This window comes from Prosthecobacter sp. SYSU 5D2 (genome assembly GCF_039655865.1).
Taxonomy (GTDB): Bacteria; Verrucomicrobiota; Verrucomicrobiia; order Verrucomicrobiales; family Verrucomicrobiaceae; genus Prosthecobacter.
The window spans coordinates 224,166-245,304 of sequence record NZ_JBBYXL010000009.1; the positions used below are offsets into that span (position 1 = coordinate 224,166).

Annotated in this window: 17 protein-coding genes; 5 read left to right on the forward strand and 12 right to left on the reverse strand. The window is 60.8% G+C overall.

Translation table 11 applies throughout. The features are described from left to right. Positions 1 to 146: 146 nt before the first annotated feature. Positions 147 to 950, reverse strand: coding sequence for a fumarylacetoacetate hydrolase family protein (locus WJU23_RS16830; protein WP_346333768.1), 804 nt, complete (start codon positions 948 to 950; stop codon positions 147 to 149). A 51-nt stretch (positions 951 to 1,001) separates the two neighbouring features. Beyond that, complete coding sequence (hisA, locus tag WJU23_RS16835) at positions 1,002 to 1,766, reverse strand: phosphoribosylformimino-5-aminoimidazole carboxamide ribotide isomerase (RefSeq protein WP_346333769.1); 765 nt, start codon at positions 1,764 to 1,766, stop codon at positions 1,002 to 1,004. Between the two features lie 191 nt (positions 1,767 to 1,957). Here hisA and rsfS point away from each other — a divergent pair, with 191 nt between their 5' ends. Further along, a complete protein-coding gene (gene rsfS, locus WJU23_RS16840) occupies positions 1,958 to 2,443 on the forward strand; it encodes a ribosome silencing factor (RefSeq protein WP_346333770.1) in 486 nt (161 codons plus the stop codon). Between the two features lie 40 nt (positions 2,444 to 2,483). Here rsfS and glsA read toward each other — a convergent pair whose 3' ends face one another. From glsA to WJU23_RS16870, 6 genes are all read right to left on the reverse strand, one after another. Beyond that, the gene (glsA, locus tag WJU23_RS16845) at positions 2,484 to 4,304 is read right to left on the reverse strand and encodes a glutaminase A (RefSeq protein WP_346333771.1); all 1,821 of its coding nucleotides are present in this window, start codon (positions 4,302 to 4,304) and stop codon (positions 2,484 to 2,486) included. 213 nt (positions 4,305 to 4,517) lie between these two features. Further along, positions 4,518 to 5,987: a hypothetical protein gene (locus WJU23_RS16850; protein ID WP_346333772.1), complete on the reverse strand. Its 1,470-nt coding sequence runs from the start codon at positions 5,985 to 5,987 to the stop codon at positions 4,518 to 4,520. A 98-nt stretch (positions 5,988 to 6,085) separates the two neighbouring features. Further along, positions 6,086 to 6,631 (reverse strand): hypothetical protein, encoded by a 546-nt coding sequence (locus tag WJU23_RS16855; RefSeq protein ID WP_346333773.1) that lies wholly within the window; start codon positions 6,629 to 6,631, stop codon positions 6,086 to 6,088. 3 nt (positions 6,632 to 6,634) lie between these two features. Then, positions 6,635 to 7,126, reverse strand: coding sequence for a biopolymer transporter ExbD (locus tag WJU23_RS16860; RefSeq protein ID WP_346333774.1), 492 nt, complete (start codon positions 7,124 to 7,126; stop codon positions 6,635 to 6,637). Between the two features lie 25 nt (positions 7,127 to 7,151). After that, positions 7,152 to 7,802, reverse strand: coding sequence for a MotA/TolQ/ExbB proton channel family protein (locus WJU23_RS16865; RefSeq protein WP_346333775.1), 651 nt, complete (start codon positions 7,800 to 7,802; stop codon positions 7,152 to 7,154). Between the two features lie 101 nt (positions 7,803 to 7,903). Beyond that, positions 7,904 to 8,752 carry a TonB family protein gene (locus WJU23_RS16870; protein ID WP_346333776.1) on the reverse strand — a complete coding sequence of 283 codons (849 nt, stop codon included), beginning with the start codon at positions 8,750 to 8,752 and terminating at the stop codon, positions 7,904 to 7,906. Between the two features lie 110 nt (positions 8,753 to 8,862). Between WJU23_RS16870 and WJU23_RS16875 the strand changes: the two genes are divergently transcribed. Beyond that, positions 8,863 to 9,912 carry a hypothetical protein gene (locus WJU23_RS16875; protein WP_346333777.1) on the forward strand — a complete coding sequence of 350 codons (1,050 nt, stop codon included), beginning with the start codon at positions 8,863 to 8,865 and terminating at the stop codon, positions 9,910 to 9,912. 5 nt (positions 9,913 to 9,917) lie between these two features. Here the strand turns inward: WJU23_RS16875 and WJU23_RS16880 are convergent, their stop codons facing one another. The 4 genes from WJU23_RS16880 to WJU23_RS16895 all read right to left on the reverse strand — a co-directional run bounded on the left by WJU23_RS16880 (position 9,918) and on the right by WJU23_RS16895 (position 16,391). Further along, positions 9,918 to 11,159, reverse strand: a complete 1,242-nt coding sequence (locus WJU23_RS16880) for a cation:proton antiporter (RefSeq protein WP_346333778.1) — start codon at positions 11,157 to 11,159, stop codon at positions 9,918 to 9,920. A 120-nt stretch (positions 11,160 to 11,279) separates the two neighbouring features. After that, positions 11,280 to 12,524, reverse strand: coding sequence for a phospholipase D-like domain-containing protein (locus tag WJU23_RS16885; protein ID WP_346333779.1), 1,245 nt, complete (start codon positions 12,522 to 12,524; stop codon positions 11,280 to 11,282). 64 nt (positions 12,525 to 12,588) lie between these two features. Beyond that, positions 12,589 to 14,376, reverse strand: a complete 1,788-nt coding sequence (locus WJU23_RS16890) for a PEP-CTERM sorting domain-containing protein (protein ID WP_346333780.1) — start codon at positions 14,374 to 14,376, stop codon at positions 12,589 to 12,591. A 221-nt stretch (positions 14,377 to 14,597) separates the two neighbouring features. Beyond that, positions 14,598 to 16,391 (reverse strand): PEP-CTERM sorting domain-containing protein, encoded by a 1,794-nt coding sequence (locus WJU23_RS16895; protein ID WP_346333781.1) that lies wholly within the window; start codon positions 16,389 to 16,391, stop codon positions 14,598 to 14,600. A 360-nt stretch (positions 16,392 to 16,751) separates the two neighbouring features. On the opposite strand from WJU23_RS16895, the gene WJU23_RS16900 reads away from it, so the two are divergent. From WJU23_RS16900 to WJU23_RS16910, 3 genes are all read left to right on the forward strand, one after another. Further along, positions 16,752 to 18,980 carry a TonB-dependent siderophore receptor gene (locus WJU23_RS16900; protein ID WP_346333782.1) on the forward strand — a complete coding sequence of 743 codons (2,229 nt, stop codon included), beginning with the start codon at positions 16,752 to 16,754 and terminating at the stop codon, positions 18,978 to 18,980. Positions 18,981 to 19,063: 83 nt separating this feature from the next. Beyond that, positions 19,064 to 19,756: a Fe2+-dependent dioxygenase gene (locus tag WJU23_RS16905; protein WP_346333783.1), complete on the forward strand. Its 693-nt coding sequence runs from the start codon at positions 19,064 to 19,066 to the stop codon at positions 19,754 to 19,756. Positions 19,757 to 19,933: 177 nt separating this feature from the next. Continuing rightward, positions 19,934 to 21,133 carry a PepSY-associated TM helix domain-containing protein gene (locus WJU23_RS16910; protein ID WP_346333784.1) on the forward strand — a complete coding sequence of 400 codons (1,200 nt, stop codon included), beginning with the start codon at positions 19,934 to 19,936 and terminating at the stop codon, positions 21,131 to 21,133. Positions 21,134 to 21,139: the final 6 nt, after the last annotated feature.

Here is a 21,139-nt window from a genome sequence, read left to right on the forward strand (position 1 = left end):
TCGAGGCGCGCCAATCTTCCAAGCGGCCTCACCTGGCCTAGCGAAAAATGGCGTCGCCGAGGCAAGGTTGCCCTTGCCTCTCTGCCACCGCTCTCCTGGACGCTGTCGCAGCTCAGGAGAATCTTTCCCATCCGAAGATTTGCGGCCTAACTTTCTTCCACCACGGGGTTGGTGAGGGAGCCGATGCCTTCGATCTCAATGGTGACGCTGTCGCCAGCCTTCAGCCAGAGCTGGGGGTTGCGGGCCATGCCGACGCCCTGAGGGGTGCCGGTGAGGATGACGGTGCCGGGCAGCAGGGTGGTGCTGGCGCTGAGGAAGGCGATGACGGTGCGCACGTCAAAGATCATGTCGTTGGTGTTCCAGTCCTGCACGGCCTCGCCATTCAGAATCGTTTTGATGCCGAGTGCGTTAGGATTCGGGATTTCATCCTTCGTGACCAGCACAGGCCCCAGCGGGCAAAAGGTGTCAAAGGTTTTGCCACGGCACCACTGGCCACCACCGCCGTTTTTCTGCCAGTCGCGGGCGCTCACGTCATTGGCGCAGGTGTAGCCCAGGACATAGTCCAGCGCGTTTTCTTTGCTGACGTTTTTGGCGGTCTTGCCAATGACAACAGCCAGCTCGCACTCATAGTCCACCTGGTCGCTGCGCAGGGTGCGCGGCAGCTCGATGGGGCCGCCCGGATGCTGCAGGGAGCCGGGAGTCTTCATGAAAAGGATGGGATGCTCGGGCAGGGCGGAGCCGGTTTCTTCTGCGTGGAATTTGTAGTTCAGGCCGATGCACAGGATGGACACGGGCTGCACCGGGGCCAGCAGTGTGGCCACATCAGCCACGGTTTCCGTCACGCGATATTCGCCAAAGAGGTCGCCTTCAATGACCAGGGCGGAGCCGTCCGGCTGTTGGGCGGCATAGGAAGTTTGACCGGCAGAATCTGAGTAACGGATGATTTTCATGAATGGAGGGGAGAGGTGAACATGTACGCGCCTTGCTGGCAAATTTAATGATTATCTGCGGTTGAAGGCAACACAGTCCTCATACCGGGCACCGCTGCCGCCAAACATGTCCAGGGCGCTGCCGATGGTGCCGTCCACTTTCCCCAGGCTGAGCTCGTCCAGGCGGGCCAGATCGCCCAGATGGCGGATGCCGCCGGCATAGGTCATGGGAATGGGGCTGTGGTCCCCTAAAAAGACCACGAGATCCTCGTCCATGCCTTCGCATTTGCCCTCCACATCCACGGCGTGGATGAGGAACTCCGCGCAGCAGCCGGCCAGGTGTTTCAGCGTTTCAGGCGTGACATGCAGATCCGTGAGCGTCTGCCAGCGGTTCATGGCGACAGTCCAGCCATCGGCGGTGGCTTTGCAGCTCAGGTCAATGACAAGGCGGTCCCTGCCCGCAGCCGCGACCATTTTTTGCAGCCGCGTTTCTGAAAACGTGCCGTCCGTTTCAAACAGGTAGCTGGTGACGATGACGTGGCTGGCCCCGGCTTCCAGGTATTCTGCTGCATTGCAGGGGCGGATGCCGCCGCCGACCTGGAGACCGCCCGGATACGCCCCCAGGGCGGATTTGGCAGCGGCTTCATTGCCAGGCCCCAGGAGGATGACGTGGCCGCCGGTGAGGCCATCTGCCTGATATTGACGGGCATACCAGGCAGGATCGCGGTCGCTGACAAAGTTGGTTTTTAAACCGCTGCCGGAATCGCTAAGGCTGGAGCCGACAATCTGCTTCACCTGGCCGTCGTGGAGATCAATGCAGGGGCGGAAACGGGTCATTGTTCGGTGTTCAGTTTACAGTGTTCAGTTTGCCGCAAAAGCCAGGTGCGGCTGTGTATATCAGGGAGGAGGGGCGGGGGTGCAAGCGGCGGAGAAGGCATTTAGGACTGTTCTGCCAAGGTGCTGCCTACCTTGCGGACTTGCTTTCTGTGCAAAAGTGGAGTTCAGAGTCCGTTGCTTTAAATACAACCATGGAATCTATCGAGATCGCGCGCCTGTGCGCCAAGTATGCCGACGAAAAGAAGGCTGAAAACATCCTGCTGCTGGACCTGCGCGGCCTGTCCCCGGTGACGGACTTTTTTGTCGTCGCCACGGCCAGTTCCAACCCCCAGCTCCGCGCCGTCCGCGACAACATCGTGGACGAACTTCGCGACCGGCACGACCAGCGCCCGATCATCAGCGAAGGCACGTATGAGAGCCAGTGGCTGATTTTGAACTACCCTAACGTGCTGGTGCATGTCCTCTCCCCCGAGAAGCGTGAATACTATGCCCTGGAAGAGCTGTGGGGAGATGCCCCCAAGCTGGACTGGCAGGACACAGCGCCTGTGGGCGAGCCGGTGCCCCGCGTGAAAAAGCCGAAGGTGAAAAAGGCCGCCGTCAAAAAAGTGGCTGCCAAAAAAGCTCCTGCCAAGAAGGCGGCAAAAAAAGCTGCCAAGAAAGCTGCGAAGAAGAAGTGACCGTTTGGGCAGAGGCTGTCACTGCCTCTTCCCTACCATCTCATTCCCGCTGCAGTGCACTGACCTCCACGTTGGCTTGACGCAGGCGGGCGGAGATTTCCCGAGTGATCTCGTAAAGAAGGGAGATTTTTAAAGCCGGTCGCGTTTCATTGAGGGCGGCAAACCATGCACGAGGAATGACGAGGCAGTTCACGAAGCCGAGGGCGATGACATCCGCTGAGCGAGGTGACGCATCCAGGAAGGCCATCTCACCGACCGTCATGCCAGCGGTCAGCACGTCCACACGCTTTCTGTTCTGGTTTTCTGTGCGGATCTGCACTTCCACGCTGCCTTCCAGAAGCACCAGCATTTCATCCGCCATCTCCCCGGCCGTGATGAGCGCCTGCCCGGCCTCGTAACGCCGGCGGGTCAGTTCCGTGCGCATAAGTTCCAGATCCTCTGCCGTGCAACTGCGAAACAACGCGCACTGCTCCAGAGGAATGTTCCCCGCCGGCCGCCAGGAGGCTCCCGTCACCTCCAGGAGCAAAGCATCCTCGCACGCCTCCAGTGCAGCATCTTCTGTGGCAAACAGCATGCTGGGGGTGAATCCTGCATCTGGCAGCCGTGCCTCAAATTTACCCGGATGGCAGATGACCATCCGGACCCCCTGTTTGATGAGTTGCGACCGCAGCTCCCCTATCAAACGCAGACTGACGGCATCCACACTGACGACCGCGCGCAGGTCCAAAATGAGCTGTAAACAGCCCGCGTCAGCCAGTTGCTGAGCTTTCCTCAACACAGGCTCCAGTGTGGTAAAAATAAGCCCTCCCTGCAGTGCCAGGATCTGGATGCGTGAACCATGACGGCGCAACGATTCCCGTGCCGCAGGTGGCAGGCGGCGACGCGCGACCACCTCCCCACCATGATAGGCCTGGCGCACCGCCGTCCGCGGAGTCGCCGCCGGATTCAGCATGTGCAGAGCCAGCTCTTGGGAAAGGTCCATGCAGACTTTGATTCCACGCAAGCTGTTCCCCTGGGTGTCAAGCGGCGGTGAAAACACACCAATGCCCAACTGCCCGGGCAGCACTGCCAGGATACCCCCGCCCACGCCGCTCTTGGCCGGCAGCCCCACACGATACACCCATTCGCCAGACCAGTCATACATGCCGCAGGTGGCCATGACCCCCAGCACATTGTCCACATACTCTGCCGGGATCACCCGCTTTCGGGTCACGGGTTGCACCCCCTGGTTGGCCAGTGTCGCCCCCATCAGTGCCAGATCCCGGCAGGTTACGCGTATGGAGCACTGCTTAAAATAAGTCTCCAAGATCTCATGCGGATCTTCATCCAGGATGCCAAAATTCCTCAAAAGCCAGCCAATGGCCCGGTTCCGGTGTCCGGTCTCGCTTTCACTTCTGTAAATGGACTCATCAATATCCAGCTGGCGCCCGGCAAAGGCGCTCAGGTAATCCAAGATCCGGTCAATGCGTGATTTGCCATCCTCCGGCAAAACCTGACCGCAAGTGGCGATGGCACCGGCATTGATCATCGGGTTAAACGGCACTCCGCTGCCTTCCTTCAGGCTGATCGCGTTGAAGGCTTCCCCCGAAGGCTCGACGCCAATGCGCGACAGGATGTGCTTCTCCCCCCGGTCCTGCAATGCCAGGCCATAGGCCAAAGCCTTGGACACGGACTGGATGGTGAAACTGTGACGTGTATCCCCCACCTCATAAACATGACCGTCACGGGTGGCGATACAGATGCCAAAAAGCCGGGGGTCCGCCTTGGCCAGCTCCGGAATATAATCGGCGAGATGACCGTCCATGACGGACGCATAGCGAGCATGAAGCACCTGTAGATACTCCTGGATGGGTGAGAGCATGCCGTGCGAAAAGCACGGAAAGTGCCAATAAATAGGACTTTTTATGATTTCAAATAATTATGCCTATACCCGTCCCAACCGGGCCAGAGATCGGGCTTAACCATAAAATTTTAAAATCAAAAACAAATCCGGCTGACCGCTCACTGGCGGAATCAGCCCCAGCCTGCGATAGGCGGCCAGCAATTGTGCAGCCCTGTCACTTCGAGTTCGCTGTCATCGCAGGGTATAACTGAACAGGCTGGCGTCCTGGAAACGGAAGCGGAGTTTGAAGGGCCTGCTCTTGGGCAGGGTTTCGTGCCGGGTCCAGCGGACGGTGTGGCGGACCTGGTCGGCGGTGAGGGGCTGGCAGTCGGCGGCGGTATAACCGGAAAGCGGGTGGCCGTTTGAGTCCAGCACTTCCACCACGAGGCGGCCTTTGGCGGCGTTGGCATTGATCTCCAGGATGCCGGTGCGGGGAAGTGCGTCCCTACCAGGATCGGCAATGGGGAGGGTTTCGACCATGGCTTCTTCGGTGCCGGCATCCAGGGAGACCCAGCCGTCCAGCCGCCATCGGGCCAGGGCGATGGTGATGCGCTTGGGTGGGCGCGGTGCGCCGTGGGTGGCATTGATGGCGGTGTAATAATGCCAGACTTCGTCCTTCACCACGATGGGCGCGATGGCGACGTTCATGACGGAGCGGTCGTAAGTGGTGCCGGAGGGAATGACGGGGCTGCGGTCCGCCAGGCGCTGCCATTGCAGACCGTCCCGGCTGGTGATGAGCTGGCCCTCCATGGGGCCGTCGTATTTGGACTGGCCGGGCTTCTTGGTCTCCAGGATGTCCGTGATGCGAAACAGAGGCACGATGCCAAGGTAGGAGTTTCCATAGGCGAAGCCGTTCATGGCATAGAACTCCGTGCGCTGCTCCGGGCGGGTGACCCAGGCGTCGTCCATTTCATCCGGCTCCAGCACCACTTTCATCTCGGACCAATGAATGAAGTCGTCGCTGGTGACGACGCCGCCGAGGCGTTTCTGGCGGTTGGAGGCGGGGAAGTATTTGGGGGAGAAGGGGCGGATGTAGGCGAAGTATTTTCCGGTGGCCGGATCGTGCATGAGATGGCCAAGCTCCGAGCCCACAGTGATGACCGGCTTCTCGCCGTAGCGCGTCCAGTGGATGCCATCGGGCGAGTGGTAACCGGAGAATCCACCGACCTTGATGGTTTCATTGGCCAGGGCCTTGTAGCGTTTGGCGGGGTCGGGGTCCGTGGGATCGAAGATGACCGCGCCACCGCCCTTGGGCAGCACCCGGTTGGTCGGCAGCCCATTGGAGGGAAAGAGGTCCATCTTGGGTTTGGTCCAATGGATGCCGTCGCGTGAGGTGGCATAAAGCTGGCTGTACCACATGCGGAACTCGCCAGTTTTTTCGTCATGGAGAGTGGTGCCGTAAATGCGCACGGCATCTCCGCCCTCCCAAGGCTGGTCCGCCACCAGGACGGGCTCAGGCCATTTGTCTGCGGCATGAATGCGGCGGGTGGTGCCTGACTGCCGGGCGATTTGGGAGTCGTCCACAAAGAGCTCGGTACCGGGCCGGAGAGCCTTCAGTTCATCTGCCGCATGGATCACCGGGCCAGGCAGCAGCGCTAATACGACCCCAACGGCGGCCGCAGGACGGAGGCTGAGTTTGACGGACGAGAGGAGCGTGTTCATGATCCGGCGCGTGGTTTGAAGATTCAAACAGGGAGTTTAAAGACCGGAAGGGTCTCCCTTGTCAACCTTGCGCCTTACTTCACTGCCTTCCGGGCCGCTCAGCGTTCTTTGGCGAGCTTGTTATACTTTTCCACGAGCTCGTTGTAGGCCTGGATCTGGGCGTTGAGCTTGGTGATGGCGGAGTCGCGCTCGGTGGCGAGCTGCTTGAGGGCGGCGTTGGCTTTTTCGATGGCGGCGTTTTGGGCGCTAACTTCGGTATTGCGGTCCTGGATGGCCTCGCTGCCTTTGCCGGCCAGCTCTTTGTAGGCGGTGAGCTCGGCCTTGGAGACGTTGGCTTCGTTCATCCAATAGGCGAGGCTGAAGCCGCGCCCGCTCTGGTCCTGGGTGCGGAGCTGGACTTCCTCGGTGGCATCCAGCAGGGCGGCTTCGGTCTCGGCACGCAGGGTGGTGATGCGGGCGATCTCCTGCTCATAGCGCATGGCCTTTTCCTCAAACTCGATGCGCAGCTTGTTCTCGGCGATGAGCTGGGCGGTGATCTCATCAATGCGCGCATTGAGCACGAACTCGCGCTGCCACTGGACGGCACAGATGCCGCAGAGACCAAGGACGATGAAGGCGAGCAGGGTAAACAGAAAGGCCTTCATTGTTTATTGCTGGGGGGCGGGAGAGGGAGCAGGTGCGGGTGCTGGCGCAGAGGAGGCGGCCGGAGCCGGGGCGGGGCCTGCACCCCCGGCGGTGGGCTTGACGTTGAAGGCGACTTTATTGAAGCCCATGCGGCGGACGGCATCCAGGGCCTTGACCATTTCCGAAAACGGGGTGGCGGAATCGCCGCTGATGTAAACAGGGGTGTCCGGGTCTTTTTTGAAGCGCTCGCTGAGCCGGGCCTCCAGGTCTGGCAGGGAGACGGGCGCGGTGTCCAGGAAGACGTCACCGGCAGCATTGACGCCTATGTTGACCATGTCCGGCTTGAAGTCGGGCTGGCTGGCGGCAGCGACGGGCAAGTTGACCTTGATGGTCTGCTGCTTGGTCATGGTGAGGCTGACCATCATGAAGGAGGCCAGCAGGAAGAACATGACGTCAATGAGCGGGATGATCTCCAGCCGGGTCTTCTTGTGGGCGATGGGGGAATGGATTTTCACAGGCCGTGAGGAGGTGGTCTAACCATCAATGCTTTTTGGCGCTCACCTGGTCAAAGCCGTGCTGGGCGGCCAGGATGAGGACGTTGTTCGCAGCGGCTTCGAGGTCGAACTGGAGCTTGGCCAGACGGCTGTGGAAGTAGTTCATGGGCACCAGGGTGGCGATGGCGATGAGCAGGCCGGCAGCGGTGGCGATGAGCGCCTCGCCGATGCCGCCGGTGACCTTTTCCACGGCGAGCTCGGAATCCCCGATGGAGGAGAAGGAGCCCATGATGCCGGTGACGGTGCCGAGAAGGCCGAGGAGCGGGCCGAGGGTGACGATGGTATCCATGGCCCCGAGGAAGCGGCCTGCATTCTGCAGCTCATGCCCGGCGGCCACCTCCAGCGCGCCCTGCATGGAGCTGTGCTGGTGCTTGAGGCCGTGATGGATCATGCGCACGACAGGATCGGTGGTTTTTTCAGAGAGGGAGATGGCCTTGGCCTGGTCCCCGGCCTCCAGCGCGGCATACACCTGCTCTCGCTGGCGGGCGCTGCAACGGGCGCTGAAACGCAGCCACCAGAACACACGCTCCACCAGGACGCAGACGGCAAAGGCTGCCACCACCAGGATGGGATACATGATGGGGCCGCCATCGTGGATGAGTTTGATGACGGCGTTGGCGAGGGGGAGCGGGGGCATGGGGGAGGAGTTATCAGTATCCGGTAATCAGTTTTCAGTCGTCAGTATTCGGTATTCAGTCTGGCTGGCCGGCTTGGGGCGGCAACTGAATGAGAACCGGGTCAGCGCAGTTTAAAGGCAATGGGCAGGCGGAAGCTGCGGACGGTGCCGGTGGGGAAGCGCCAGTTGTTGCGCACCCAGGAGGCGGCGTAGTTGTCCAGCTCCGAAAAGCCGGTGCCGCTGGAGACGCTGACGCTGTCCACCGATCCGGAGGGGCTGACGCGGATGGTGAGGGTGACTGAGCCTTTGATACCGCGCGAGCGGGCGAAGGAAGGATAGGGAGGTGCGGGGAATTTGCCTTTGCCACCGGAGCCCACGGCTCCATTGCCACCGCCGCCGCCACCGCTGCCCTGGGTGCCACCTGGGGCTGCGACCGTGCTGGTGGCCCTGCGGGGAGCGGCCTTGGCCACGGTGGGCTGGGGTTTAGGCTTGGGCTTCGCAGGATCCACCACCTTCAGCACCGTCTCGATAACTGGCGCGGCCTGGACGGTGAAAAGGTCCTCGGTGATGAGGGCTTCCGTCAGCTCCGGCAGGTCCAGCATCTCGGGCGTGACCTCGACGATCTCCGGCACCTCGAGGATCTCCGGGGTCTCCATTTCATTGCTGACCACTTCCGGTGCTTCTTCCATGGCCTGCAGCTCTGCCATCGTCGTGTCCTGGCTGGCCACCTCGCTGGCACCCATGCCGGCGGCACCGGAAAGGGTGATGACCATGGGCACTTCAAACCGCAGCATGCCAATGAGACCGATGAGCAAAAACGAACCCGCAATGGCAACGAGCCAGGCGACGCCGCAGAGGCTGTCTTCCCTGGGGCAGAATCTCCAGGTGGTGCTGGCACGGGCGGACACGGCACTGGTTTCCTGGCGGGGAAGGCTCAGAGCTGGAGATCCGATGAGGGCCATTTGTGACATAACGCTGGGGGGGAGATTGAGATACGTTTGCGATAATGACGATTGATCAGACAACGTCAAGGAGCTATTGCGACGCGATCTCACAGAATTTGCGTTATTTTAGGCCTTCCATGCTTTCTCCCTCCCCACCATCCCCTGATGAAATCAATGCTCAGGCCAAAAAATGGATGCAGCACGGCATTCAATTGCTGGAAAAGGGTGACCGCGATTCACTGCTGGAGGCGCAGGTGAGTTTTGAGGAGGCGATCGCTTTGCGGGAAACCCTGCCGCTGAATGAGGACCCCGTTTTCCGCTGGGGCCTGACTGCAGGCTGGATGAACCGGGGAGATGCGCTGACGAGGCTGGGCGGCCCGGAGCGGCTGGAGGAGGCACTGCGGTGCTATGACATCGCCATCGCCCATGTGCACCGGCTGCCACTGGACGGGCATCCGATGATCCGCTGGCGGCTGACGGTGGCGTGGATCAACCGGGGCATCACGGAGCAGGCGAAGGAGGATGAGACGGCGGCGGAAAAAGCGCTGCGCTGCTTTGACACCGCGCTGCAAGTCATGAAAGGGCAGGCGGAGAATCCGCGCCAGGACTATCAGCAGGTGCAGGCGGCAGCCTGGATGAACCGGGCGAACGCGCTGCTGCGCCTCTCCCCTGCCCCGTGGCGGGAGGCGGCGGAGGCGGCACGCCAAGCAGTCAAACACAGCCGCAGCGAGGAGGCAGCGGGCGGCATCGCGGCAGAGACAGGGATCAAGGCCCGTTATGTGCTGTGCCAGGCCCTGGCCCACCTGCTGGAGACACCGCCGGTGAATGCGGACGAGGCGGAGGCCTGGATCCTGGAGGCGACGGATGCGGTGGAGGAGGTGATGAGCCTAACCGGGAATGCTGAAAAGCACCGGGCGCTGCGGGAAGCGGTTTTTCACTTTGGCTGCCGCATTTACCGGGCCTTCCAGCCGCATTTCCTGGCGGAGTTTATGCATGACAGTGCGGCAGAGGGAGAAATGTCTGACCGCATGCGGCAGGCGGCCCAGGAAGCACTGGCCCAGGCTGCCGCGCAGATCCGGCAGGAAAATCTGGCAGGTTACACACCAGGCCGCCTGGACCGGCTCATCCAGACACTACAATCCCTGAGTGAGGCAGGGAAAAAGATCAGCGGTCCGGCCGTGGGTTGAACCTGCTACCCACCGGATGAAACCACCTTTGGCTGACGCACCCGCTGAATGATGACGGGGGCCGTGCTGCCGTGAACGATGATGGAGACGAGCACGATGAAAGCGGTGAGCGCCCAGAGTTGCGGCGCGTTTTCAAACTCGGCTTCTTTGAGGCCAAAGGAAAGGTAGAAGAATGAGCCGACCCCGCGGATGCCGAAAAAACTGACGGCGAATTTGTGTGGGAGATTCATGCCTGTGCCGATAAGCGAAATGAAGCCGGAGAGCGGGCGCAAGACAAACACAAAACCCAGGCCAAGCAGCGCCATTTCCCAGGTCAGCGGAGCCAGGATGCCGGTGGCGAGGCTGCCACCGAAAAGGACAAGGATGACCGAGAGCAGGATTCTTTCGACCTGATCAATGAAGGTGTGCAGGGTCGAGTGATATTGATGTTTCAGCTCGTGATTACGAATGGTGATCGCGGCAATAAATACGGCGATGAATCCATAACCCTGAGCCAGTTCGGTGAGGCCATACACCAGCAAAGTGGCGGATACGGCGACCATGCCTTCCCGCACTTTCAAAAGCTTGTGATGCGCCGGCAAATGGAAGAACAGATAAATCACCGCCTTGCCCGTCCCATAGCCCATCGCGACTCCTGCCGCGACACGGTATAACAAATCATACACCAACCATTTGCCAAACCATGGATCACCGGTCTGTGCGGCGGCAGCCATGGCCACCGCCATCCAGACGAAAGGGAATGCCATGCCATCATTGAGCCCGGCCTCTGCTGTTAAGGAAAAACGCGTTGGGTCTTCCGTTCCTTTGTTCGGCTCATCCACTTGTACATCGGCGGCAAGGACGGGATCTGTAGGAGCCAGTGAGGCTGCAAGCAGGAGGGCCGAAGCCAAAGGCAGGCCAGCCCACCAGTAACCCAAAAAGGCAAGGCTGCCGATGCTCAGCAGCATGGCAACGGAGATGAGCCGGAAGGGCACATTCCAGTTACGAAAGTTAAACCCCCGGTCAATTTTCAAACCCGTGCCCATCAGGGCGATAATGACGATCAGCTCGGAGAGATGAACCGTGAAGCTTTCATTACGAAGCGGGCTGGGCCACGGAAAGATGTCCGTCAGGCTGTAAACCACGACGCCGAAAAGCAAAAAAACGATAGAATAGGATATCTTCAAAAACTGCGCCAGCGTCGGCACCCATGACACGGCCAGGCCGATGAACCCGATGATGGCAAGGCTTAAGATGTAAGTATCCATTGACTCCAAGATACATCAAGATCGTCCGAAGAGGGATGATCGTGTGTGTCTAATTAATCTCAAGCCACTCCCGAGGAGCCATGCCATCCTTTGGCATGGTTTTATAATATGAGCCTGATCCTACATCTGGTACTCGAAGAGGCGGCAGAAGGCGCCCTGGAACCAGCGGCCTAACGACAAGTTCAGATCCGGCCGGTGCAGGCGTTTGCTCTGTTCGCGGTCACGTCGGATCATATCGAGCTGGCGGGCGCTGAAGGCATCGTCCAGGACATTGAGGTTGTTCTCGTCATTGATGAAAAAGGAGCGCTGGTCCAGGTTGGTGGACCCGGCGATGCTGAGGTGGCCGTCCACCACGACGAGCTTGCCATGGGTCATGGTGGGCTGGAATTCATACAGCTCCGCACCGGCCGCCACCAGGGTGCGCAGGTAGCGGGTATTGACGGAGCGTGAGGCGGGAAAATCAATGTGCTTCCCTGGAATGATGATCTGCACTTTGACGCCGCGTTTCATGGCCTCCAGCAGCGCCACCCGCAGCGGGCGGTTGGGGATGAAGTAGGCATGAGCGATGATGATGGAATCCTGCGCGGCGCGGAAGGCCAGGAGGTAGCTGCTGCCGAGGGTATCGCCCAGTTTTTCAGGGGAACCCATGGCCATCTGGGCTTTCAGTTTTCCGGCGGTGGGGAGCGGCGGATAATAGTCCGGGCCGGTCAGCCTGTGGCCGGTGAGCTCCTGCCAGTTGTCATTAAAATGATCCTGAAGCTGGGCCACGACGGGGCCGCGCAGCTCATACTGGGTATCCCGCCAGCGGTGGACGTTTTCGGCATGGCCATCCCAGCAATAGGCCCAGCCCGCGCCGCCCATGAAACCAATTTTTCCATCGGCCACCAGCACACGGCGATGCGTGCGATGGAGGAAGCGCCAGGGCATGAAGAGGTTCATGGGCCGGTAAAGATGAAGCTGCACGCCGGCATCGCGCATGGCCTGCAGATGCGCATCGCCATACTTGGAGCAGCCAAAGGCATCCAGGATGACATGCACCTGCACACCGGCACGGGCACGCTCCACAAACATCTGGGTGAACTTCTGCGTAGGCTCGCTGTCCACGCAGACATAGGATTCAAAAGTGATGGTCTTCTGCGCCTGGCCCATGGCCCGGAGCATGGCGGGAAAGTAGTTACCACCATTTTCCAATGTGCGGATGGCATTGCCGTCCGTCCACGGAGTTTTGACCACCTGGGCGAGCTCCGCCGCAAAGGCAGGCGTGCGCACCGGCGGCGGTGATTTGGAGACGCTCTGAAAACCGACCGCCACACAGGAACTGAGCAGCGGCAGGCAGAAGAGGGTTAAAAGGAACAGTCTGGGCACGATGGGGGCCGACTATGCACTGCCCGGGGACTGAGACGAATTGATTTAGCTGACCGTGCACATTTCAATGCCAGGGCACGCGGGCACTGCGACGGCGCAACCCCAGCCCCATGAAGCCTGCCAGCAGGAGGACGGCACGCCCTGGTTCTGGAATGACCGCCGCGCCGAGCACCAGGAATCCATCCCGTTGAAACACATACATGCCTGGCAGGTCTGAGACGACCTCAAAGAGGCTGGCGACGTCCCCGGTGATGTCGCCACCGACTTCCAAAAAGGCCCAGTCGTAAAGCTCAGGGTCGGTGATGGCCGCAGCATTGCCGACATGGATGGTGATTTTCTCTGTCTCTCCGGCCACCAATGAGAGGTTGTTTTCAAGGGTAAACACCAGGTCTGAGGAGCCGCCGGAGGGATGGGCATCAAAGGCCAGGGCGCTGCCGGCTTCCAGCGTGAGGCCTTGCAGGGTGATGGGGGCCAGTGAACCGGCCACTTCAAGGACGCCGTTGTTTTTCACCACCACAGGGCCGCTGCCCAAAGCGCCCTCGTGATTGATGATGAGACGTGCTTCGGTACCGGTATAACCGCCAATGCTGCTGCCCCCGGTGAAGGTATTGCCAGCGACAAGGGTGGTGGTTCCGGCCAGGGCATTCAATGCCAAGCCACCGGCCAAAGCCACGTGGGCACCGGCGGCGGCCCCGGTTTTAGTCAGGTAATAACCGCCACTGACATCCGAGTGAAAAAGTGTGAGCGCACGGCCGGCAGCGGTGCTGGTGAGGGTGGCCGCAGAGATGATGCCGGGTGCGGCAGGCACGGCATCTGCCAGCAGTGGATCCGCACCGATGTTCACCGCGCCGCCAGCGCCCAGGGTGATGGTGCCTGCTCCGGCAGCCCCCACCTGCATGAGACCGGCGGTGGCCACGTTCAACGTGCCGGTGCTGCCACCCGTGCCGATGGACAGAGCTCCGGTGCTGCGCCATGCGCCGCCCGTCTCAATGGTGGCCGTACCGGTGCCATAAATCGGCGCGGGGGATGCCCCCTCAGCGCCGTTATAAAAACCGATGTATGCCGTGCTGCTGTTTTCCACCACGCCGGAATCGTTGACGACCAGGCTGCCCACGCCGGAATGACCGACATAAAAGCTCGTCGCCGTCCACTTGCTGCCCGTGCCGGTGACGGTGACATTGGCAGTGCCTGCGTTGCGATTAAGATCCTGGCCGTAACCGGCGACGTAGGCGCCCGCAGTCTTCACGAGACCGCCGTTTTCCACCAGTACCGTCGCGGCCCCCTGATAGCCCATGAGCAGGGTCCCGACGGCCATCTCGCCGCCGCTTTTCACATTGAGCAGGCCGTTTGAGCCGGCATACCGGCCGACGTGGGTGGTGATGGTGGTGGTGAATTTGCCCCCGTTGCTGACGGTCAGGCTGCCATTCCCCCGGGCAGCGATCATGGTCTGGCCGCTGGTGGTTTTATTGATCACGCTGCCAGCGCCGTCCAGCAGGACGGAGCCGGTTGAGCCTGCAGCGTCAGCGATGTAAAAGGTGCCGGTAACTGTGAGCATACCGCCGGAGGAGGCTTTGGTGACTTCCAGCGTACCACTGTTGATGCTGAAGGCAGCGGCAGACTGGGAGGTGTCCTGCACCGTGATGGTACCGCCGTTATTCAATAATACCGGTGTCGTTGTCGTGGGGAGGGATGGGTAAGGGGTCGCCCCGCTCCAGGTCCAGTTGGTGGGCTCCTGCCAGGCCCCGGTGCCGGTGTTATTCCAGGTGGCAGTCTGGCATTGAGCCACTTGTCCCAGACCTGTGGCGATAAGGAGACCCAAGAGGCATTTGAGGGAAAAGGGAATCAACTTCATGAGCAATGTTTCCCCCCCTTTGGTATTGCAACACCATGCAGGAGCCCAACCAGCAGGCGGGACTTCGTGATAACATTGTCGGGGGGGGCAAGATTGGATAAGCACCGGCCATGCCATTTGTTTCCCTGTGAACCCCACCATATCACAGAAGTACCGACATTCCTCTTCTCCGTGTGCAGTGGTGTGTGCGATGGCCTCTGCATCCGCCTGCGGCCTAACCATCATCGGCGGCGACGAGACCCCAAACCCATCAGGCCGCCAAGCAAGAGGACGGCACGCCCTGGTTCTGGTATGACAGCCATGCCGAGAACCAGAAACCCGTCGCGCTCAAAGACATAGAAATCAGGCACGTCGGAGATCACTTCGAAGAGGTCCGGGTCATAACCGGTGATGCCACCGGTGGTCTTGAGGAAGGCCCAGTCATACAATTCCGGGTCAGTGATAGCAGCGGCATTGTTTAGGTAAATGGTGATCTTTTCCTCAGGATTGGTGACAAGGGACAGCATGGTGCTGATCTCAAATTTTGGCGCGTCCGTTCCACCGACAGGATGGGCATCAAAAGCCAGGGCGCTGCCGCCTTGCAGGGTGAGGCTGCTGAGGGTGGTGGTGGCCACGCCCGCAGCGACCTCCAGCGTGCCATTGTTCTGGACAAGCACAGGCCCGCTGCCGAGCGCGGTGGCATGACTGAGAATGAGGCGGGCCTCAGTGCCGGTATAACCGCCGATGCTGCTGCCACCGGTCAAGGTATTTGCCCCAATGAGAGTCGTCGTGCCGGCCAGGGCATTCAATTTCATGCTGCCAGCCAAAGTAACGTGAGCCCCGGCAGCGGCACCCGTTTTAGTGAGGTGGTAGGCACCGGTCATGTCCGTGTGAAACAGCGTCACCGCACGGTCCGTGGCCCCGGTGATGGTGGCGGCATTCACTATTCCCGGCGCGGCAGGAAAGGCTTCGGGCAGAAGCGGATCCGCGCCGATGTTGAGGCTGCCTTGGTCCCCCAGGGTGATGGTGCCATTGCCGGAATTGACCAGGACACTGCCCGCGCTGGCAAGGTTCATCGTACCTGTGCCGCCGTTGCCGCCGATGGTGATGCTGGCCGTGCTCTGCCACAGACCGCCGGTGCGAATATTCACCGTTCCCGTGCCATAGATGGGCGGTGTGGGAACAGTGCCCACTGGAGCGGAAGAGGAGACTCCGCCATTAAAATGGCCGATGGCTGCCGTGCTGGTGCTGGCCACAACGCCAGAGTTCTCAATGTTCATGGTGCCGGTGCCGGAATGGCCCACATAGAGAACGGTCGCCTCCCACCGGCTGCCCTCTCCCGTCACATTCACTGTTCCCGTCCCGCCACGCCGGTTGGCATCCTGGCCGAAGCCACCAATGTAGCTGCTCCCGGTCTTGACATACCCTGCGGATTCCACATTCAGCGTGCCATTGCCGCGATAACCCAAGATGAAAGTGCTGGAGGAGACGTAGCGACCGGCCGTATTGACGGTCAGGGTGCCCACGCCTGTGGCACCGCTGCTGGAGCCCAGCCCCACATGCGTGGTGCCGACGACATTGACCCGGCCCTCATTGCTGACGACCATGCTGCCCGTGCCTGCGCTGCCAATGTGCATCTGGGCATTGCCTGTCTTGTTGAGGATGCTGCCCAGGCCATCCACCAGGACGGACCCGGTGCGCGCTGCCAGGCTGCCAATGTGAAACGTGCCCGATACTCCAAGCACACCGCCCGTGCTGCCTTTGGTGATTTCTATCCGGGCGGTGTTCATGGTCAGAACGCCTGCCGACTGGGTAGTGTCCTGCACCACCGCCGTGCCAGCGTTGATGAGCACCGTCGTTGCCGTATCCGGCAGGGAGGTCGGCGGAATGGTGCCCGTCCAGCTCCAGTTAGCCGGTTCCTCCCAGTTTCCAGGAGCCGCGTCCTGCCAGGTGGCCGTCTGGGCTGTCAACAAAGTGCTGCTGGCCAGGATCAGGCAACTGGCGGAATAAAACTGGCGGAGGAAGGGACTTTTCATGCACAAGACTCCCCCCAAGGATTTGGGCGTGGACTCTCAGCGACGGCGCAAGGCTATCCTGATGAAAGGCTTCGGGGGGATGTTTCTTGATCAAGCATCCGACATGCCATCACGCCCGCCTTCAGCGACACTCAGCACAGAAGTATCGGGAAGAAGCCGTTCAGCACGCAGCCGCGCAATCAGGGCCAGACGTGGCAGCGCCGAGTGAAGCGGTCGCAAGGGCTGCTGATCAAAATTTGTCCTGCCGAGACAAAATCTCAAAATCCCATTTGACGATGATGCTCATGAGACTTAATCGCAGACCGCTCTATTGCGACTGATACTCACTTCCGTTTCCACCCGAGAGACGACTCTGACTCCATGAAATTCAACACCTCATCAATCCGATCCCTCCCCAAAGGATTTGCCTGGACATCCACCCTCGGCTTCGTGGGCACCCTGGCTGCCCAGACCGCCGCCCCTGCTCCTGGACCCGCAACACCCGCAGCGAATGCCTCCACAGACGAAGCCACCGAACTGCCTGAAGTGGTCGTCTCCGCCGAAACAGAAAAGGTTTACAAGCCCGAGCGCCTGCAGTCTCCGAAAATCACCGAGCCTCTGCGTGATGTGCCCCAGACCATCACGGTGATCCCGAAAGCGGTGATCGAAGACCGCGGAGCTTTCAGCCTGCGTGATGTGCTGCGCAACACGCCTGGCATCTCCATGCAGGCGGGTGAAGGCGGCGGCGGCCTGCCGGGTGATAACCTGACCATCCGCGGCTTTGGTTCCCGCAATGACATTTATCAGGATGGCGTCCGCGATCTCGGCTCCTACAACCGCGATCCCTTCAACACGGAACAGGTGGAAGTGACCAAAGGCCCGGCCTCCGCCAACAACGGACGCGGCTCCACCGGCGGCTCCATCAACATTGCCACCAAGATGGCCAACCTGGAGCAGGGCGGTGTGGTCTCGCAGTCCTTTGGCTCTGACAATCTCTACCGCAGCACGGCGGACTATAACATGCCCCTGTCTGAGCATTCCGCCCTGCGTGTGAATGCCCTTTACCACTCCGCCGATACTCCCGGCCGTGACATCGCCAACCAGGAGCGCTACGGCATCGCCGCCTCCCTGGCCTTTGGTCTGGGCACCGACACGCGCGTGTTCCTGAACTATCAGCACCTGACGGAAAACAACATCCCGGACTATGGCATTCCCTGGGTGCCTAACAATGGCACTTTTGTCGGCAGCGGAGCCGGTCTCGGCAGGTATGCTGACGGACCGCCACCCGTCAGCTTTGACAGCTTTTACGGCCGCGAGAACACCGACTTCGAAGATGTGCAGAGCGATATCATCACGGGCATCATTGAGCACGACTTTTCAGACAATCTGAAACTGCGCAATGTGCTGCGCTACGGCCGCACCCACCGCGAATCCGTCATCACAGCTCCGCGTTTCTTTGATACGGATGGCGGCACTCCGGGCAACCAGTACACGAGCCGCATCAACCGCCAGATGCAGGCCCGCGAGCAGACCCAGGAGATCTTCTCCAACCAGACCAACCTGAATGCCAACTTCGAAACTGGCATCCTGAAGCACGCCCTGGTGGCCGGGATGGAGATCTCCATGGAACGGCAGGTCAATGCCAATGCTGCCCGTGGCGACGCCGGATCCCGTGGCGACGTGCTGGACCCGAACTTCAATGATGACGCCTACACTGGCCGCCCCACCTTGCCGACGCCTGCGGAATCCCACCTGGACACCATTGCGTTCTATCTCTTCGATACGATCAACATCACCCGTTTTGTGGAATTGAACGGCGGTCTGCGCTTTGATCACATTGAGGCGGATGTGCGGGGCGTGGGTGCAAACCGCGACCAGTCCCGCCGGGATGACATGCTGAGCTGGAAGGCTGGCATCGTGGTGAAGCCCGTGGAATACGGCAGCATCTACTTCGGCTATGGAACATCCTTCAACCCGTCCATTGACACCAACACCGGTCTTGGCCTGAACGCCGCCCAGGTAAGCCTGGAGCCTGAGGAAAACCGCAACATGGAGCTCGGCACCAAGTGGGACTTCCTGGACGAGCGACTGTCCTTCAATGCCGCCATCTTCCGCTCTGAGAAGACCAATGCCCGCACCACGGATGTGGCAGGCAATACCGTCCTGGCAGGCAACCAGGTGGTGGAAGGTGTGGAATTCGGCCTGGCCGGGAACATCACCAAAAACTGGAGCGTCTTCGGCGGCTATGCCTACATGCGCAGCGAGGTGGAAGAGTCCGGCAACGCGGCTGAAATCGGTCAGTCCCTGGGGAACACCCCGGATCATTCCTTTAATATCTGGACCACCTACAACCTGCCTTACAATGTGCAGGTGGGCTTTGGTGCCCAGTATGTGGGTGACCGCCAGAATGGCAATTCCGCCACCTCCCGCACCGCCCCCGGCTACTGGACTTGCGACGCCATGCTCAACTACCAGGTCAATGACAAGTTCAACATCCGGCTGAATGTCTATAACATCGCGGACGAGCGCTACATTGACCGGGTCGGCGGCGGCCACTTTGTCCCCGGTCCGGGCCGCTCGGCCGCGATCACGGCCAGCTATAAGTTCTAAGCCCTTTCTGCCGTGCAAACCTGCCGGGGGCGATGATGTGCCAGTGCGCGCATCGCCTCCGGCGTTTTCCCTTTTTAAATTTCATGCTCATCACCATTCCAAACGTCCTCACCCCTGAACAAGTCGCCCATGGCCGCCGGCTGCTGGATGCGGCCGACTGGGTGGATGGCAAAGTCACCGCCGGCTACCAGTCCGCCAAGGCCAAGGACAACATGCAGCTCCCGGAAAACAGCCCTGCGGCCAGGGAACTGGGGGAAATGATCCTGGGGGCCCTTTCGCAAAACCCCCTCTTCATGGCAGCGGCGCTGCCCCTGCGCATCTTTCCCCCGCTCTTCAATCGCTACGCCGGCGGGCAGTCCTTTGGCACCCATGTGGACAATGCCATCCGCCAGTTTCCCAATGCCCCCGTGCGCATCCGCACCGACCTCAGCGCCACCCTTTTCTTTGCCGCGCCGGAGGAATACGACGGCGGCGAGCTGTGCATCGAGGACACCTATGGTGTGAAAAGCGTGAAGCTGCCGCCCGGCCACATGGTCCTGTATCCGGCCACCAGCCTGCACCACGTCACCCCCGTCACGCGCGGAGCACGCATCTGCTCCTTCTTCTGGCTGCAAAGCATGATCCGCGATGACGGCCAGCGCTCCCTGCTCTTTGACCTGGACCTGGCCATCCAGCGCCTGGGCCATGAACTGGCCGGCAATGAAACGGCAGACAAAACCACCGTCCAGCTCACCGGCGTGTATCACAATCTGCTGCGCCAGTGGGCCGAGATGTGAAACCCGCTTGAATGACGAATGACGAATGACGAATGACGAATGCAGGATGACGAAAATGCCGCCATTGGCCAGACTGTCACCGAGTCTCCTCATCTACGCTCTTATTCATTAGCCCGCGACTCCCCATCCTTCGTTTACCCCGCGCGAAATCATTCGTCATTCGTCATTTTCCTCCCCATGCATCTCACTTTTCACCGCAGCATCTTCTGGGCTCACCTGATAAGCGGCCTCCTCGCGGGTCTCGTCATCCTTTCCATGTCCGTCAGCGGGCTGATGATCGCTTATGAGGTCCAGTTGATGGACTGGATCAACCGCGACCTGCGCGTCACCCCGCCATCCGCGGAGGCAGTGCATCTGGACGTCGAAACCCTGGTGGCCAGGGTGCAGGAAGGCAAGCCCGGGCTGAGCCCGACCGGCTTCACCTGGAAGGCGGATCCCGGAGCACCGGTCACACTTTCGGTTGGGCGTGAAGGGCATTTTTATGCCAACCCCTATACCGGCGAGTTTCTGGGAGAGGGCAACCACACCTGGCACGATTTTTTTCACGATGTCACCTCCTGGCACCGGTTTCTCACCGGCACCGGCCTGTCCAAGGAAGCGGGCAAGCTCATCACCGGCAGCGGCACGCTCATCTTTGGCATCCTTTTGGTTAGCGGAATCTACCTCTGGTGGCCCCGGCACTGGCGCTGGGTGAATGTGCGGGCCGTGCTCCTCTTCAACCGCAAGCTCAAAGGCCGCGCCCGCGACTGGAACTGGCACAACGTCTTCGGGTTCTGGAGCGCCTTCCCCATGCTGTTCATCATCCTGACCGGGCTGATCATGTCTTTCTCCTGGGCCAATACCCTGCTCTTCCGCGCCACAGGCAACGAACCGCCGCCGCCCCGCACCCGTGGTCCTGGAGGGCCGGGCGGACCGCCCCCAGGAGGAAGCATGGCCCAAGCGGGACCTCGCAATGAAAGCGGAGCGCGGACGCCTCCGTCCGCCTCCCTGGCCGGCCTCTCCCCCCTGCTCACCGAAGCCCGTGCCCAAGTCCCCGGCTGGGCCAGCCTGAGCCTGCGCCTGCCCCCAAAACCTGGTGACCCCTTCCCCGTCATGGTGGACCGGGGCGGTCGCGGCCAGGTGCACCTGCGCACCATGCTGCTGCTGGACACGGCCCAACAAAAAGTGCTGCCAAACCCCGACGACCTTAGCCAGCAAAACCTGGGCCGCCGCCTGCGCATGTACTCCCGCTACCTGCATACCGGAGAGCTCTTCGGTTTCCTGGGCCAGACCGTCGCCGCCCTCTGTACCTTCGCCGCCGCCCTCCTCACCTGGACCGGCTTCGCCCTGGCCTGGCGCAGGTTCTTTGGGAAAAAAGGAAAGGTTTCCGCCACCTAAAGTGAG